Genomic DNA, 15454 nt, shown 5'->3' with positions numbered 1-15454 from the left:
GATGAGGATCATCGGATGACAGGAATCGCAAAAAGCTGGCGCACCCGCGGACTGATCGTGGTGGCTGCGGCCGTGCTCGCCGCGCTGGCCTGGCAGACGTTCAAGCCCAACGGGCTCCCCGACGGATTCGCCAGCGGCAATGGGCGCATCGAGGCCACCGAAGTCGACGTGGCCACCAAGCTGCCCGGCCGCGTGGCGGAAATCCTGGTGGACGAAGGCGACTTCGTGAAAGCCGGCGACGTGGTGGCGAAGATGGACACCCAGGTGCTCCAGGCCCAGCTCGCCCAGGCCCAGGCGGAGGTGCGGCGGGCGCAGAACGCCCAGCTCACCGCCGAATCCCTGGTGGCCCAGCGCACCAGTGAGAAATCCACCGCCGAAGCCGTGGTTGCCCAGCGCCAGGCGGAACTGACCGCCGCGCAGAAGCGCTTCAGCCGCACCGAGCAGTTGGTCAAACGCAACGCCCTGCCGCAGCAGCAACTGGATGACGACCGTGCGGTGATGCAGAGCGCCCAGGCCGCGCTGGCCGCATCGCGCTCGCAAGTGGTCTCGGCCCAGGCCGGCATCGCCGCCGCGCGTTCCCAGGTGATCGAGGCGCAGTCGGCCATCGAGGCCGCCACCGCGAGCACCGTGCGCCTGCAGGCGGACATCGACGACAGCCTGCTAAAGGCCCCGCGCAACGGCCGCGTGCAATACCGCGTGGCGCAGCCGGGTGAAGTGCTGGCGGCCGGCGGCAAGCTGCTCAACATGGTCGACCTGGCCGACGTCTACATGACCTTCTTCCTGCCCTCGGGCCAGGCCGGCAAGGTCGAACTGGGCCAGGAGGTGCACCTGGTGATCGACGCCGTGCCCGAGTACGTGATTCCTGCGAAGGTGTCCTATGTCGCCAGCGTCGCGCAGTTCACGCCCAAGACCGTGGAGACCGCCAACGAGCGCGAGAAGCTGATGTTCCGCGTCAAGGCGCGCCTGGATCCGGGGTTGCTGGCGAAATACATCACCTACGTGAAGACCGGCGTACCGGGCATGGCCTACCTGCGCCTCGACCCGCAGGTTGAGTGGCCGGCGCAGCTGCAGATCAAGGTCCCGCAATGAACGCCGCCGACTGCGTGGCCCGTCTGGCTGGCGTCTCGCTGCGCTATGGGCAGACCCGCGCAGTCGACGACGTCAGCCTGGAAATCCCGGCCAACCGCATGGTCGGCCTGATCGGCCCGGATGGCGTCGGCAAGTCCAGCCTGCTGGCGCTGCTGGCCGGCGCGCGGAAGATGCAGGACGGCGAGATCCAGGTGCTCGGCGGCGACATGCGCGACGCGCGCCACCGCCGCGCCGTATGCCCGCGCATCGCCTACATGCCGCAGGGCCTGGGCAAGAATCTCTACCCGACGCTCTCGGTGTTCGAGAACGTCGACTTCTTCGGCCGCCTGTTCGGCCACGACAAGGCCGAGCGCGAGCGGCGCATCGCCGACCTGCTGCGCAGCACCGGTCTTGCGCCCTTCGCCGAGCGCCCGGCGGGCAAGCTCTCCGGCGGCATGAAGCAGAAACTCGGGCTGTGCTGCGCGTTGATCCACGACCCCGACCTGCTGATCCTCGACGAGCCCACCACCGGCGTCGACCCGCTGTCGCGCAACCAGTTCTGGGAGCTGATCGCACGTATCCGCGCTGGCCGCGAGGGCATGAGCGTGCTGGTGGCCACCGCCTACATGGAGGAGGCCGAGCGCTTCGACCATCTGGTGGCGATGGACGAGGGCAAGGTGCTCGCCACCGGCACGCCCGCCGAACTGCGCGAGCAGACCAGCACGCAGAATCTCGAAGAAGCCTTCATCGCGCTGCTGCCCGAGAGCAAGCGCGCCGGCCACCACAAGCTGGTGATTCCGCCGCGCGCGCAGAGTGAAGGCGCGCCGCAGATCGCCATCGAAGCCGAGGGGCTGACCTGCCGCTTCGGCGATTTCGTCGCGGTGGACCACGTCAGCTTCCGCATCGAGCGCGGGGAAATCTTCGGCTTCCTCGGCTCCAACGGCTGCGGCAAGTCCACCACCATGAAGATGCTCACCGGCCTGTTGCCGGCCAGCGAAGGCACCTGCGCGCTGTTCGGCCAGCCGGTGAACGCCAACGACATGCAGACGCGTCGGCGCGTCGGCTACATGTCCCAGGCCTTCTCGCTGTACGCCGAGCTGACGGTGCTGCAGAACCTCGAATTGCACGCGAAGCTGTTCCACATTCCGCATGAGCAGATCGCGCCGCGCGTGGAGGAAATGCTCCAGCGTTTCGACCTCGGCAAGGTCAAGGACGAGCTGCCCGACAGCCTGCCGCTGGGCATCCGCCAGCGCCTGTCGCTAGCCGTGGCGGTAATCCACAAGCCGGAAATCCTGATCCTCGACGAGCCCACCTCGGGCGTCGACCCGGTGGCCCGCGACGGCTTCTGGGAGCTGATGGTGGAGCTGTCGCGCAACGACGGCGTGACCATCTTCATCTCCACCCACTTCATGAACGAGGCCGAGCGCTGCGACCGCATCTCGCTGATGCACGCCGGCAAGGTGCTCGACAGCGACACCCCGCAGGGGCTGATGCACAAGCGCGGCCTGCCGACCCTGGAAGCCACCTTCATCGCCTACCTGGAAGAGGCTGCCGGCAGCGCGCCGGTGCCCGACGCCGTGCCCGCTCCCGAGCAGCCTGCCGCGCCCGCCCGCTACCAGGGCAGCGACCGATTCAGCTGGCTGCGCCTGTTCAGCTACGCGCGCCGCGAGGCCATGGAGCTGCGCCGCGACCCGATCCGCCTGACCCTGGCGCTGCTGGGCACCGCGCTGCTGATGTTCATCATCGGTTACGGCATCAACATGGACGTCGAGGACCTCACCTACGCGGTGCTCGACCGCGACCAGACCACCACCAGCCAGGCCTATGCGCTGAACATTTCCGGCTCGCGCTATTTCATCGAGAAGGCGCCGATCCAGAATCCCGAGGAGCTGGAACGGCGCCTGCGCAGCGGCGACATCAGCCTGGCCGTGGAGATCCCGCCGAACTTCGGCCGCGACCTGAAGCGCGGCGCCGACCCGGCCATCGGCGTGTGGATCGACGGCGCCATGCCGACCCGCGCCAACACCGTACTCGGCTACGTGCAGGGGCTGCACGCCAGCTACTTGGCCGACCTTGCGCGACAAAATGGCAACGCCGCCGCCAGCGCGGCGGCCAGCACCGAAGTGCGCTTCCGCTACAATCCGGACGTGGAGAGTCTCAAGGCCATGGTGCCGGCGGTGATACCACTGCTGCTGATCATGATCCCGGCAATGCTCACCGCACTGGGCGTGGTGCGCGAGAAGGAGCTGGGCTCGATCACCAACCTCTACGTCACCCCGGTCACGCGCCTGGAGTTCCTGCTCGGCAAGCAGCTGCCCTACATCGGCATGGGCATGATCAACTTCGTGCTGATGCTGGCCATGGCCGTGCTGCTGTTCCAGGTGCCGCTCAAGGGCAGCTTCCTGGCGCTGCTGGTCGGTGCGTTCCTTTACGTGGTGACCAGTACCGGGCTCGGCCTGCTGCTCTCGACCTTCATGAAGAGCCAGATCGCCGCGGTGTTCGGCACCGCCATCGCCACCATGATCCCGGCGATCCAGTTTTCCGGGTTGATCCACCCGGTGTCCTCGCTGGAAGGCGCGGCGGCGGTGATTGGCCAGCTCTACCCGACCTCGCATTTCCTCATCGTCAGCCGTGGCACCTTCTCCAAGGCGCTGGGCTTCGCCGACCTGTGGGTCTACTACCTGCCGCTGGCGGCCATGGTGGTGGTGCTGACGCTGCTCAGCGTGGCCTGCCTGAAGAAGCAGGAGGTCTGAGATGAGCAAGCTGGCGAACATCTTCAACCTCGGCATCAAGGAATTCCGCAGCCTGGGCCGTGACTACGCGATGCTGATCCTGATCGCCTGGGCCTTCACCCTGGGCGTCTACAGCTCGGCCACCGGCGTGCCGGAAACCCTGCACCACGCGCCCATCGCCATCGTCGACGAGGACCAGTCGCAGCTCTCCTCGCGCATCGTCAACGCCTTCCAGCCGCCGTACTTCCGGGTGCCGGAAATGATTGGCCACGCGCAGATGGACCGCGGCATGGACGTTGGCCTGTACACCTTCACCCTGGACATTCCGCCGGACTTCCAGCGTGACGTGCTGGCGGGGCGGCAGCCGGCGATCCAGGTCAACGTCGATGCGACGCAGGCCGGCCAGGCCTTCTCCGGCGCCGGCTACATCCAGAACATCGTCGGCACCGAGGTGCGCGAGTTCGTCAGCCGCTACCGCGCCGAGGCGGCGATGCCGGCGGAGCTGGCGGTGCGCATGGAGTTCAACCCGAACCTGACCCAGGCCTGGTTCGGCGCGGTGATGGAGGTGATCAACCAGATCACCATGCTGTCGATCATCCTCACCGGCGCCGCGCTGATCCGCGAGCGCGAGCACGGCACGGTGGAGCACCTGCTGGTGATGCCGCTGACCGCCTTCGAGATCATGATGGCCAAGGTCTGGTCCATGGGCACCGTGGTGCTGGTGGCGGCGGCGATCTCGCTGCAGCTGGTGGTGCGTGGCTGGCTCGACGTGCCGATCAGCGGCTCGGTGGGATTGTTCCTGCTGGCCGCGGCGTTGCACCTGTTCGCCACCACCTCCATGGGCATCTTCCTCGGCACCGTGGCGCGTTCGATGCCGCAGCTGGGCCTGCTGGTGATCCTCACCCTGATGCCGCTGCAGATTCTTTCCGGTGGCACCACGCCACGAGAGAGCATGCCGGAGCTGGTGCAGCACATCATGCTGGCGGCGCCGACCACCCACTTCGTCAGCCTGGCCCAGGCGATCCTCTATCGCGGCGCGGACCTGTCCATCGTCTGGCCGCAACTGCTGGCCATCGTCGGGATCGGCGCGGCGTTCTTCTTCGGCGCGCTCTGGCGCTTCCGCCGGACCATCGGGCAGATGGCGTAACGCCCGCTCTTTGTTCTTCGTAGGACCGAGGGGGGCGCCTGGTTCTTGCTCGCGAACCGTCCAGCGCAGGCATTTCCATTGTAGGAGCGGGCCATGCCCGCGATCGCGCGCATGGCGCGCTCCTACAGGGAGTCGTGATTCATGCGCTCCATTGTGTCTCTCCCTTCAGGGAGAGGGTGCAAGGCCCGCGCGCCGACCTGACAGATCACTCCACCGGCCACACGCACGTCTGGTTCCGTCCCTTGCGCTTGGCCGCATACAGCGCCTGGTCCGCCTGGGCGATCAATTGGTCCGGCTCGCTGTCCTGGCCAGGCTTGGCGATGGCCACGCCGATGCTGATGGTCAGCCGCCCCAGCTCTGTCGCCGGGTGGGCGATGGCCAGTTCGGCGATGTGCTGGTGCACCCGCGCGGCCACATGGGTCGCCCCATTCAGGCTGGTATCGGCGAGGATGATCACGAACTCCTCGCCACCGTAGCGACAGGCCGCGTCGCCTTCGCGCTGCAGACAGCCGCGCAGGGCCCCGGCGACCCGGCGCAGGGCGTCGTCGCCGGCCAGGTGGCCGAGGCAGTCGTTGAACAGTTTGAAGTGGTCGACGTCGAGCATCAGGATCGCCAGCGGTGAATCGGAGCGGCGCAGGCGGCGCCATTCGCTCTGCAGCTGGCGGTCGAAGTAGCGACGGTTGAACAGGCCGGTGAGGCCGTCCTGCTGCGACTGCTTCTGCAACTGGGCTTCCAGTTGCAGGCGTTCGCCATTGTCGCGGGCCACGGCGATCAGGTACTCGCGTTCGCCCTGGCGGGCCAGCTGGGTATTGATTTCCGCCGCCTGCAGGCTGCCGTCGCGGCGCTGCATCTCGCGCTGGAAGATCATCGCCAGGTTCAGCCGGTTGGCCTGCTGCACCAGCTGCAGCCAGGCGAAGAAGCCGGGGATCAGCCGTTCCGGGTCGTCGCGCAGCAGCTGGCGGAAGTCCTCGGCGCTGTAGCCCAGGCTGCTGTAGGTGGCGCGATTCATGTGCAGCAGCTCGCGGGTCTGCAGGTCGAAGATGAACAGGGCGTCGCGGCTGGAGTCGGTGAGGTCCAGGACCAGTTGCAGGCGCTCGCGGCTGTCGAGCAGGTGGCCCTCGATGGCCTGGCGCTGCTCGGCTTCCAGGTTGAGCAGGCGGTTGCTGGCGCTCAGCGCGGTGGCGCGGCGGGCGTTGTCCCGCGCCAGGGCGAGGGCGGCGACCAGCAGCAGGCTGATGGTCACGGCAGCGCAGAAGACGACCGTCGGCAGCGGTGTGGAGAGCGACTGCACCAGCGTCGCGCTGGGGCTGAGCTCCAGCTCGAAATTGCGATTGTTCAGCAGCTGCAACGGCAGGCGCAGGGTGTCCTCGGCCCGGCTGTCCGGCTGGTCGCGGGTATAGAGCGGCTGGCCATGTTCCAGCAGGCGCACGCTGAACAACTGGTCGTCGGCCTGCTTCAGCAGATGGTCCATCAGGTTGCCGACACGGAAGATGCCTTCCATGAAACCGTCGAAGATCCGCGTACCGTCTGCGCCGCGCAGGTAGACCGGTGTGTAGAGCACGAAGCCGCGCCCGCCCTGGAGCAGCTCGATGCTGTCGCTCAAGCCTGGCTTTCCGGTGTCGCGGGCCGCGATCGCAGTGGCGTAGCCGGGGCTCATCGGCGACAGCCAGTAGTTCAGCGCCACCTCGTTGCCTTCCAGGGGCTCCACCCAGCGGATGCGCAGGCCCGCATCGGCCCACTGGATCGACTGGTAGCCGGGGAAGTTGTCGATGTAGAAGCGCGCATTGAGCTCCCACTCCGAGCGCGGGATGCGCCCGTGGTGGGTCCAGATCTGCGCCAGCAGGTTCAGGCCCTGAACCTGTTCGTGCAGGTTGGCTTCCAGCTGGTGGGCGAGGGCGCGCGCCTGGTAGCTCAGGCGTTCGCGAACCCGTTGCCGCTCGCTGCTGGCCAGCTCATGGCCGAGCCAGGCACTGGCCAGCAGCAGAACACAGAGCAGGCCGCCAAGTCCGAGATAGGTGGCAAAGGAGGACTTCAGGCGATCCATGCGGTGAATTCCGAAAGCGTTCCTTACCTAATAGCACAGTGCTATCGGTCTTTCACGGCCGGCCATTTCCGGAAATGGGGTCCTCTCACCGCCGGGCCAGACCCAGCACGATCTGCCACTGCTCCTCGGTCACCGGCATTACCGACAGACGGCTGCCGCGCTGCACCAGCGGCATTTCCTCGAGGCCCGCCTGGGCCCTGAGCGCGGCCAGCGGCAGCACCGACCTGAACGCCTCGACGAAGCCCACGTCGCGGGCGGCCCAGGGGTTCTTTTCCGCGCTGGCCTTGGGGTCGTGGTAATGGCTCTGCGGGTCGAGCGCGGTGGGGTCGGGGTAGGGCTCGCCTTCGATCTGCGCGATGCCGGCGATGCCCGGTTCGGGGCAGCTGGAGTGATAGAAGAAGAACAGGTCGCCCGGCTGCATGCTGCGCATGAAGTTGCGCGCCTGGTAGTTGCGCACGCCGTCCCAGCGCGCGGTCTTCAGACGCTCGAGGTCGTGAATCGAGAGTTCGTCGGGTTCGGATTTCATCAGCCAGTAAGCGCGTGCCATTCGCGAGGGCCTCCTTGTGTGTGGCGAATTTCCGGACGCGGTCGCGAGGTCCGGCCGGGGACTAAGGGTAGGTGCTTCCCCTGCGACAAGCTGCCGGCTCGCAGGAGATTTTCTGTAGGAAGAAAATGTAGGAAAACGGCATGAACCTTGCCTGAAAGTGCCCGAAGTTTTGGCAGGCGAGCCTCCTCCGACGATCGGTTGGCGTCAGAATTGCGGGAAGCTTTTCATTGTCGGAGAATGCCGCCGTTTTTAGCTTGGCCCGCCGGACGGACAAAAAAACACCGCCGGCCATCGTGGACAGTTTGCCTGGAAGGGGGAGGCAATCGATGAAACGCAAGCCTGATCTTTTGTGGGTTCTGGTAATCCTTTTCGGCCTGGGGGTCGTCACCACCGGTTACACCCAGAGCCTCTGGGAACGCCAGGGCAATATTCCTGCCCAGGTGACTCAGCAGCCGTGATTCCCCGCCGGGTGTCGCAGGGATCGCGACGCCTGTGCGAGACGGCCATACCAGCCGCCATCCGTCACCGTGCCCATCAGCGGTACGTCCCAGCTGGCCAGTTCCAGCCGATCGACTTTCTGACATTCGTGCGCCAGACCCAATAGCGTCGGTGTGTGCCAATTTTTGCGCATGCCCAGGTACGCCAGGGTGCGGTCGTAGAAGCCTTTGCCCATTCCCAGGCGTCCGCCTTGCGGGTCGAAGCCCACCAGCGGCAGCAGCAGCAGATCCAGTGCCCAGGCAGGGCGCTGCTGGCCTCGATTGGATACCGGCTCGGCGATGCCGAAGCGGTTGCGCGTCCAGCGTTCGCCAATGCCGACGCGCTGGAAGGTCATATGGGTCTTCGGCCAGTCCGACAGCACCGGCAGGTAGGTCGCCTTGCCGCGCTTCTGCGCCGCCTTCATCAGCGGTCGTGGGTCGATCTCGCCGTCAGCCGGCAGGTACAGGGCAATGTGCTTCGCCCGGCGAAACAGCGGATGCTGCGCGAGCTGGCGGTACAGGGCCCGGGCGGCGAGGCGTTGCTGAAGGGGGGTGAGCGCGCGCCTGGCCTGGCGCAGCTGGCGGCGCAAGGCAGGGCGGGAGAGACCGTCGGATCGGATCATGGAAGGGTAAAGCTCCCCGGACATGCCGCTGTCGGGTTAGCCCTTGAACCCGAGAGTTCAAGGTGGTGGTTGCAGTAGGCTTTAAGGCTTTCCGTCGTGCGGACATGCACACCAGCCCAACTGGCAACCCCCGTTGTTGCAATTATCGGCTCAGGGACATCACCGACTGGCAAACACACCAGGGAACGGTGTGGATTATACCCCAAGGAAATTTCCAGGGTCAGACTTCACCCGGTTCCTTATCGGTGGTAAGGGCACGGTCCACGCGCTCGAGCAGTTCGCGCACGCGCTCGCGGGTGGAGCTGGAGTCGTGGTCCTGGCGCTCCTGCTTGTGCAGCAGGTCGTGGGTGATGTTCAGCGCGGCCATCACCGCCACGCGGTCGGCGCCGATAACTTTGCCGCTGGAACGGATCTCGCGCATCTTGCTGTCGAGATAGCGCGCGGCGCTTTCCAGGTTGACGCGCTCGTCCGGAGGGCAGGCGATGCAGTACTCCTTGTCGAGGATTTGAACGTTCAGGGTATTCGACTGGCTCATGAGTCCTGCTCCAAGGCTTTGAGTCGCAAAATCATCGCTTCGACCTTCTGCCGAGCCAATTCGTTCTTCTCGATCAGATGGGCGCGTTCTTCCCGCCAGCTTTTCTCGTTCGCCCGCAGCAGCCGGTTCTCGGCCTTGAGCTGCTCCAGGCGCTGGAGCAGCTGGTCGAACTTGGCGATCAGCGCGTGCAGGTCGGCGTCTTCCATGGGTTCTCGCTTGGCTCTTCAGACTGAGAATGGGAGTGACCGCAGACTATATAGGACCGCCGCGGGGGCGGGTCAACGCGGCGACCCGTTACATGGTCTTGCACCGGGCGGCGGTGCTAGGATACGGGACCACATTCTATGCGCGGCGCCCGATGGCGCCTAGCTGCCTTACCCCGGGTTCGATCATGTCCACGTCAAGTTCCGCCTATTCCGCCTTTGCCACTCTGCTCGCCGAGGCCGCCCTGCCGATTTCTCCCGCCGAACTGCACGGCCATCTGCTCGGCCGCGTCTGCGCGGGTTCCGGTTTCGACCAGGACGAATGGCTGCAGGCCGCGGGCGAACTGCTCGGCGGCGAGCCGGGCGAGCGCCTGGGCGCGGCACTGGGTGGCCTGCTGGGCATGGTCCAGCAGGACTTCAGCGCCGGCGAGATGGCCGTGGTGCTGATGCTGCCCAACGACGACGCGCCGCTGGCCGAGCGCGCCGCGGCCCTGGGCCAGTGGTGCCAGGGCTTCCTCGCCGGCTTCGGCCTGGCGCTGCGTTCCCCGAGCCTGTCGGATGAAGCCGACGAAGTGCTGCAGGACATCGCCGCCATCGCCCAGGTCCAGGGCGCGCTGGAAGATTCCGAAGACGGCGAGGCCGACTATATGGAAGTGCAGGAGTACCTGCGCGTCGCCCCGCTGCTGCTGTTCTCCGAATTCGGCAAGGTGCCGGCACCGGCCGAGAAACCGTCCCTGCATTGAGGTTGCTGCATGATCCGTATCGCCAAGTCGGAATACGCCCGTCGGCGCAAGGCGCTGATGGCGCAGATGGAACCCAACAGCATCGCCATTCTCCCGGCGGCGCCGATGTACATCCGCAACCGCGACGTCGAGCACGTCTACCGCCAGGACAGCGACTTCCAGTACCTCACCGGCTTCCCCGAGCCGGAAGCGGTGATGGCGCTGATCCCCGGCCGCGAGCATGGCGAGTACGTGCTGTTCTGCCGGGAGCGCGATCCGGAACGTGAACTCTGGGACGGCCTGCGCGCCGGCCAGGACGGTGCGATCAGCGCCTACGGCGCCGACGATGCCTTCCCCATTGGCGATATCGACGACATCCTCCCCGGCCTGATCGAAGGCCGCGACCGCGTCTACTACGCGCTGGGCGCCAACCAGGAATTCGACCGCCGGCTGATGGACTGGATCAACGTGATCCGCTCCAAGGCCCGCCAGGGCGCGCAGCCGCCGAACGAGTTCGTCGCCCTCGACCACCTGCTGCACGACCTGCGCCTGTACAAGAGCGCCGGCGAGGTGAAGGTGATGCGCTATGCCGCCGAGGTTTCCGCCGGCGCCCACGTGCGTGCCATGCAGATCTGCCGTCCGGGGCTCTACGAGTACCACCTGGAAGCCGAACTCGACTACGCCTTCCGCAAGGGCGGGGCGAAGATGCCGGCCTACGGCTCCATCGTCGCCACCGGCCGCAACGCCTGCATCCTGCACTACCGCGAGAATGACGCGCAGATCAAGGACGGTGACCTGATCCTGATCGATGCCGGCTGCGAGATCGACTGCTACGCCAGCGACATCACCCGCACCTTCCCGGCCAATGGCACCTTCAGCCCCGAGCAGAAGGCCATCTACGAGCTGGTGCTTGAAGCCAACATGGCGGCCTTCGATTACATCGCCCCCGGCCGCCATTGGAACGAGGCCCACGAAGCCACCGTGCGGGTCATCACCGCCGGCCTGGTGAAGCTCGGCCTGCTCAGCGGCGACGTCGACGAACTGATCGAAAGCGAAGCCTACAAGGCCTTCTACATGCACCGCGCCGGTCACTGGCTGGGCATGGACGTGCACGACGTCGGCGAATACAAGGTCGGCGGCGAATGGCGCGTGCTCGAAGTCGGCATGTCGATGACCGTCGAGCCGGGCATCTACATCGCCCCGGACAACACCGACGTGCCGAAGAAGTGGCGCGGCATCGGCGTGCGTATCGAGGACGACGTGGTGGTGACCAAGACCGGCTGCGAAATCCTGACCAACGGCGTGCCCAAGACCGTCGCCGAGATCGAGGCGCTGATGGCGCAAGCCAAGGTTCAGGCCGCCTGACATGCAACGTACGCAACTGGCCATCATCGGTGGCGGACTGGTCGGCGCGAGCCTGGCGCTGATCCTCCAGGCCGGCGCCCGCGAGCGCGGCTGGAAGATCGTACTGATCGAGCCCTTCGCCCCCGGCGATGCCTACCAGCCCAGCTACGACGCGCGCTCCTCCGCGCTGTCCTTCGGCAGCCGGCAGGTCTATGAGCGTCTGGGCCTGTGGCAGCAGATCGCCCAGCGCGCCGAGCCGATTACCCAGATTCACGTCTCCGACCGTGGCCGCTTCGGCTCCGCCCGCCTGACGGCGGTGGAAGAGGGCGTACCAGCCCTGGGCTACGTGGTGGAGAACGCCTGGCTCGGCCAGTGCCTGTGGCACGCGCTGGACCCGGAGGTGGTGAGCTGGCGCTGCCCCGCCGAAGTGCGGCGGATGGAAGCGATTGGCGACGGTTACCGCCTGACCCTGGACGATGATTCGCAGCTGGATTGCGACCTCGCCGTACTGGCCGACGGCGGCCGCTCGGGCCTGCGCGAACAATTGGGCATTGGCGTGCGTTCGTCCTCCTATGGGCAGACCGCGCTGATCGCCAACGTCAGCCCGTCCGAAGCCCACCGTGGCCAGGCTTTCGAACGCTTCACCGAGAACGGTCCGCTGGCCCTGTTGCCGCTGCCGGACAACCGCTGCGCGCTGGTCTGGACCCGCAACGGCCGCGATGCCGAGCGCCTGCGCGAGCTGCCCGATGCGGCCTTCCTCGCCGAGTTGCAGGACGCCTTTGGCTATCGCCTGGGCGCCTTCCGTCAGGTCGGCGTGCGCCATGGCTATCCGCTGAGCCTGATCGAGGCCGAAGAGCAGATTCGCCCGCACCTCGTCGTGCTGGGCAACGCCGCCCACAGCCTGCACCCGATTGCCGGGCAGGGCTTCAACCTGTCGCTGCGCGATGCCCAGGCATTGGGCGACCGGCTGCTGCAGGAAGAGGCCGCGCCGGGCGACTTCGCCGTGCTGCAGCGCTACCTGGACGGCCAGCGCCTGGACCAGCAGATGACCGTCGGCTTCTCCGACCGCGTCACCCGCCTGTTCTCCAATGCCCAGCCGCTGCTCGCCACCGGCCGCAACCTGGGGCTGCTCGGCCTCGACCTGCTGCCGCCGGCCAAGCGCTGGTTCGCCCGCCAGGCCATGGGCCTGGGCGCTCGCCCGGTGTGACAGCCCCCAGCCATAAGGAAATTCGATGCACGCGGATCTGGTAATAGTCGGCGCGGGAATGGTCGGCAGCGCCCTGGCCCTGGCCCTGGAAGGCAGCGGCCTGGACATCCTGCTGCTGGACGGCAGCCCGCTGAGCGTCAAGCCGTTCGACCGCGAGGCGCCCTTCGAGCCGCGCGTCAGCGCCCTGTCCGAGGCCAGCCGGCGCATCCTCCAGCGCCTGCACGCTTGGGACGGCATCGCCGCGCGTCGCGCCGAACCTTATCGCGAAATGCAGGTATGGGATGGCTCCGGCACCGGGCAGATCCACTTCAGCGCCGCCAGCGTGCACGCCGAAGTGCTCGGCCATATTGTCGAGAACCGCGTGGTGCAGGATGCCTTGCTGGACCGCCTGCATGACTCCGCCCTCGGCCTGCTGCCCGGCGCGCGTCTGGAGCAACTGCGCCATTCCGGCGACGACTGGCTGCTGACCCTGGCCGATGGCCGGGAAATCCGCACGCCGCTGGTGATCGCCGCCGACGGCGCCAACTCCGCCGTGCGCCGCCTGGCCGGCTGCGCCACCCGCGAGTGGGATTACCTGCACCACGCCATCGTCACCAGCGTGCGCTGCGAGAAGCCGCACCTGGCGACTGCCTGGCAGCGCTTCACCGACGACGGCCCGCTGGCCTTCCTGCCGCTGGCGAAGGAGGGCGATGCGCACTGGTGCTCGATCGTCTGGTCGACCACGCCGGAGCAGGCTGAAAAGATCATGGCGCTGGACGACGACAGCTTCCGCGCCGCGCTGGGGCGCGCCTTCGAGCATCGCCTGGGCGCCATCGAGCACGCCGACCGTCGCCTGTGCATTCCGCTGCGCCAGCGTCACGCCAAGCGCTATGTGGAACCGGGGCTGGCGCTGATCGGCGACGCCGCGCACACCATCCACCCGCTGGCCGGGCAGGGCGTGAACCTCGGTTTCCTCGATGCCGCGGTGCTCGCCGAGGTGATCCTGCATGCCTACGAGCGCGGCGAGAACATCGCCGAAGAGCGCGTGCTGAGCCGCTACGAGCGCCGCCGGATGCCGCACAACCTGGCGATGATGGCGGCGATGGAAGGTTTCCAGCGCCTGTTCCAGGCCGACCCGCTGGCGGTGCGCTGGCTGCGCAATGCCGGGTTGCGGCTGGTGGACAAGCATCACGAGGCCAAGGGGATGTTCGTGCGGCAGGCGCTGGGGCTGTCGGGCGATCTGCCGACGCTGGCGCGGGTGTGAGCCGGACGCCGCTATTGTCGGCAAAGTCCTACGACGATTAGGTGATAATCCTTGCCTTGCCGCTGTCGTCGCGGATGGCGCCAGGCGGGTGGCGTTGTTACAAATCTGACCTCATTTCATGGGCCGGCTCATTGCCGGCCTGTCACCCCGAGGTCCGACCATGACTCCCTTTTTCCCCCGGCTGTTTTCTTCCTGCCTGATGCTCTGGACCTGTGCGGGCATGGCCGGCCCGCTGTCCGTGGATAGCAGCCAAGGCAAGCTGGTGGCGGGCAAGCCGCAGACGTTCTATCTGAAAGTCGCGGTAACGGTGCCCGAGGATGGGCCCGAAAAGGCCACGCAGACGCCGTTGAACGTGGCGTTGGTCCTGGATAATTCCGGCTCCATGCAGGGCGAGCGCATCGACTATGCCCGCCGCGCGGCGCTGAGTTTTGTCGAACGCCTGCAGACGCGTGATCGTCTGGCCCTGGTGACTTTCTCCGAACAGGCAGAAGTACGCTATCCCTCTACTCAGAACGTCGATAAGACGAAGCTCCGGGCGATCATCGGCAAGATTCGCGACGACGCCTACACCGCACTCTACGACGGCGTGGAGACCGGTGCCGGACAGGTAGCCGAGCACCTGAGCAAGGCCCAGCTCAATCGCGTGGTGCTGCTCTCCGACGGTGAGGCCAATATCGGCCCGTCCAGCCCGCAGGAGCTGGCCGAATTGGGCCGTGGTCTGGCGAAGAAAGGCATCTCGGTCACCACGGTCGGATTGGGCGAGTCCTACAACGAAGAGTTGATGATGAAGCTGGCGGCGGCGAGTGACGGCAACCACGTCTTCGCCCGCAACGCTGCGCAGCTCGAAGGTATCTTTGGCGCCGAATTCGACGATGCGCGAGCCGTGGTGGCGCGCGATGCGCAATTCGATATCCAGTTGCAGCCGGGTGTCGAGCCGGTGCGAGTGTATGGCTATGACTCGGAGATCAAGGGTCAGGACATCAAGGTGAAGATTCCGCAGCTGCGTGGCGGTCAGGAGAAGTACGTGATTGTGGAGGCCAAGACGTCACCGGGGAGTGCCATGGACAAGCTGCCTCTGGCCAAGGTGGGGCTGGCCTATCAGTCGATGAACGGAGAGACCGTCAAGGCTCAGGTGGACAGCCAGGCCGAGCTGGTGCATGACGAGAAGGCCGCCGTGGCCAGCGCCAACCCGGCGGTGATGGAGAAGGCCATGCTGCAGGTGGGGACTGCGCAGAACGAACAGGCACTGCAGGCCATCTCCAGGGGCGATGTCGCCAAGGGAAAGCAACTGCTGAAGGACAACGCCGTGATGCTCGAACGCAATGCCGAGATTCTGAACTCGAAGGAGCTCAAGTCGATTGGAGAGCAGACCCGCAGTTACGAGAAAATGGCGAGCGAGCCGGTGCGAGAGTCGGAGTTGAAGAAATCCATGTCGCAGGATGTGTATAACCAGAAGACCCAGAAGGTGTTCAAGTCCAGCGCATCCACGCCATGATCGAAGGTTGAAACACCCCGACACACCTGCGCGACCCAATGGCAAATGCGGTTCCTTATCATTTGCGG

The 15454-nt window shown here is 66.4% G+C and carries 14 protein-coding genes and 1 other RNA gene; 9 read left to right on the top strand and 6 right to left on the bottom strand.

Going from position 1 to position 15454, the window contains the following annotated elements:
• Window positions 1–15: 15 nt before the first annotated feature.
• The 3 genes from ACQ5BL_RS16945 to ACQ5BL_RS16935 are packed head-to-tail and all read left to right on the top strand — an operon-like array spanning window position 16 to window position 4947.
• Complete coding sequence (locus ACQ5BL_RS16945) at window positions 16–1089, top strand: HlyD family secretion protein (protein WP_243809159.1); 1074 nt, start codon at window positions 16–18, stop codon at window positions 1087–1089.
• The gene (rbbA, locus tag ACQ5BL_RS16940; protein WP_243809160.1) at window positions 1086–3821 is read left to right on the top strand and encodes a ribosome-associated ATPase/putative transporter RbbA; all 2736 of its coding nucleotides are present in this window, start codon (window positions 1086–1088) and stop codon (window positions 3819–3821) included. Before ACQ5BL_RS16945 ends, rbbA begins: the two co-directional genes overlap by 4 nt.
• A gap of 1 nt (window position 3822) precedes the next feature.
• Window positions 3823–4947, top strand: coding sequence for an ABC transporter permease (locus ACQ5BL_RS16935; protein ID WP_430293193.1), 1125 nt, complete (start codon window positions 3823–3825; stop codon window positions 4945–4947).
• Between the two features lie 205 nt (window positions 4948–5152).
• Here the strand turns inward: ACQ5BL_RS16935 and ACQ5BL_RS16930 are convergent, their stop codons facing one another.
• A complete protein-coding gene (locus ACQ5BL_RS16930) occupies window positions 5153–6991 on the bottom strand; it encodes a sensor domain-containing diguanylate cyclase (protein ID WP_207885744.1) in 1839 nt (612 codons plus the stop codon).
• An 85-nt stretch (window positions 6992–7076) separates the two neighbouring features.
• On the bottom strand, window positions 7077–7538 hold the full coding sequence (locus ACQ5BL_RS16925) for an EVE domain-containing protein (RefSeq protein ID WP_243809162.1): 462 nt from the start codon (window positions 7536–7538) through the stop codon (window positions 7077–7079).
• Window positions 7539–7864: 326 nt separating this feature from the next.
• Here ACQ5BL_RS16925 and ACQ5BL_RS16920 point away from each other — a divergent pair, with 326 nt between their 5' ends.
• Window positions 7865–7996, top strand: coding sequence for a hypothetical protein (locus tag ACQ5BL_RS16920; RefSeq protein ID WP_279381568.1), 132 nt, complete (start codon window positions 7865–7867; stop codon window positions 7994–7996).
• Here the strand turns inward: ACQ5BL_RS16920 and ACQ5BL_RS16915 are convergent.
• The 4 genes from ACQ5BL_RS16915 to ACQ5BL_RS16900 all read right to left on the bottom strand — a co-directional run bounded on the left by ACQ5BL_RS16915 (window position 7984) and on the right by ACQ5BL_RS16900 (window position 9378).
• A complete protein-coding gene (locus ACQ5BL_RS16915) occupies window positions 7984–8637 on the bottom strand; it encodes a 5-formyltetrahydrofolate cyclo-ligase (protein ID WP_243809163.1) in 654 nt (217 codons plus the stop codon). The two genes, ACQ5BL_RS16920 and ACQ5BL_RS16915, sit on opposite strands and share 13 nt — an antisense overlap.
• Before the next feature lie 9 nt (window positions 8638–8646).
• Window positions 8647–8825, bottom strand: a non-coding RNA gene (ssrS, locus tag ACQ5BL_RS16910) — 6S RNA.
• 32 nt (window positions 8826–8857) lie between these two features.
• Window positions 8858–9172, bottom strand: a complete 315-nt coding sequence (locus ACQ5BL_RS16905; RefSeq protein WP_152219347.1) for a cell division protein ZapA — start codon at window positions 9170–9172, stop codon at window positions 8858–8860.
• Complete coding sequence (locus tag ACQ5BL_RS16900; protein WP_207885741.1) at window positions 9169–9378, bottom strand: TIGR02449 family protein; 210 nt, start codon at window positions 9376–9378, stop codon at window positions 9169–9171. The genes ACQ5BL_RS16905 and ACQ5BL_RS16900 overlap by 4 nt, the downstream gene beginning before the upstream one ends.
• 185 nt (window positions 9379–9563) lie before the next feature.
• Here ACQ5BL_RS16900 and ACQ5BL_RS16895 point away from each other — a divergent pair, with 185 nt between their 5' ends.
• The 5 genes from ACQ5BL_RS16895 (at window position 9564) to ACQ5BL_RS16875 (ending at window position 15386) form a co-directional block, all read left to right on the top strand.
• Window positions 9564–10118 carry a UPF0149 family protein gene (locus ACQ5BL_RS16895; protein ID WP_207885740.1) on the top strand — a complete coding sequence of 185 codons (555 nt, stop codon included), beginning with the start codon at window positions 9564–9566 and terminating at the stop codon, window positions 10116–10118.
• 9 nt (window positions 10119–10127) lie between these two features.
• Window positions 10128–11462, top strand: a complete 1335-nt coding sequence (gene pepP / locus ACQ5BL_RS16890; protein WP_243809164.1) for a Xaa-Pro aminopeptidase — start codon at window positions 10128–10130, stop codon at window positions 11460–11462.
• A 1-nt stretch (window position 11463) separates the two neighbouring features.
• On the top strand, window positions 11464–12648 hold the full coding sequence (gene ubiH / locus ACQ5BL_RS16885) for a 2-octaprenyl-6-methoxyphenyl hydroxylase (protein WP_243809165.1): 1185 nt from the start codon (window positions 11464–11466) through the stop codon (window positions 12646–12648).
• A 25-nt stretch (window positions 12649–12673) separates the two neighbouring features.
• Window positions 12674–13891, top strand: a complete 1218-nt coding sequence (locus ACQ5BL_RS16880) for a 2-octaprenyl-3-methyl-6-methoxy-1,4-benzoquinol hydroxylase (RefSeq protein WP_243809166.1) — start codon at window positions 12674–12676, stop codon at window positions 13889–13891.
• Between the two features lie 160 nt (window positions 13892–14051).
• Window positions 14052–15386 carry a vWA domain-containing protein gene (locus ACQ5BL_RS16875; RefSeq protein WP_243809167.1) on the top strand — a complete coding sequence of 445 codons (1335 nt, stop codon included), beginning with the start codon at window positions 14052–14054 and terminating at the stop codon, window positions 15384–15386.
• Window positions 15387–15454: the final 68 nt, after the last annotated feature.

This window comes from Pseudomonas sp. B1-22 (assembly GCF_050474425.1).
In the GTDB taxonomy this organism is placed as follows: domain Bacteria; phylum Pseudomonadota; class Gammaproteobacteria; order Pseudomonadales; family Pseudomonadaceae; genus Pseudomonas.
Note: the sequence above shows the minus strand (reverse complement) of the source record. Positions and strands in the feature narration are given on the sequence as shown.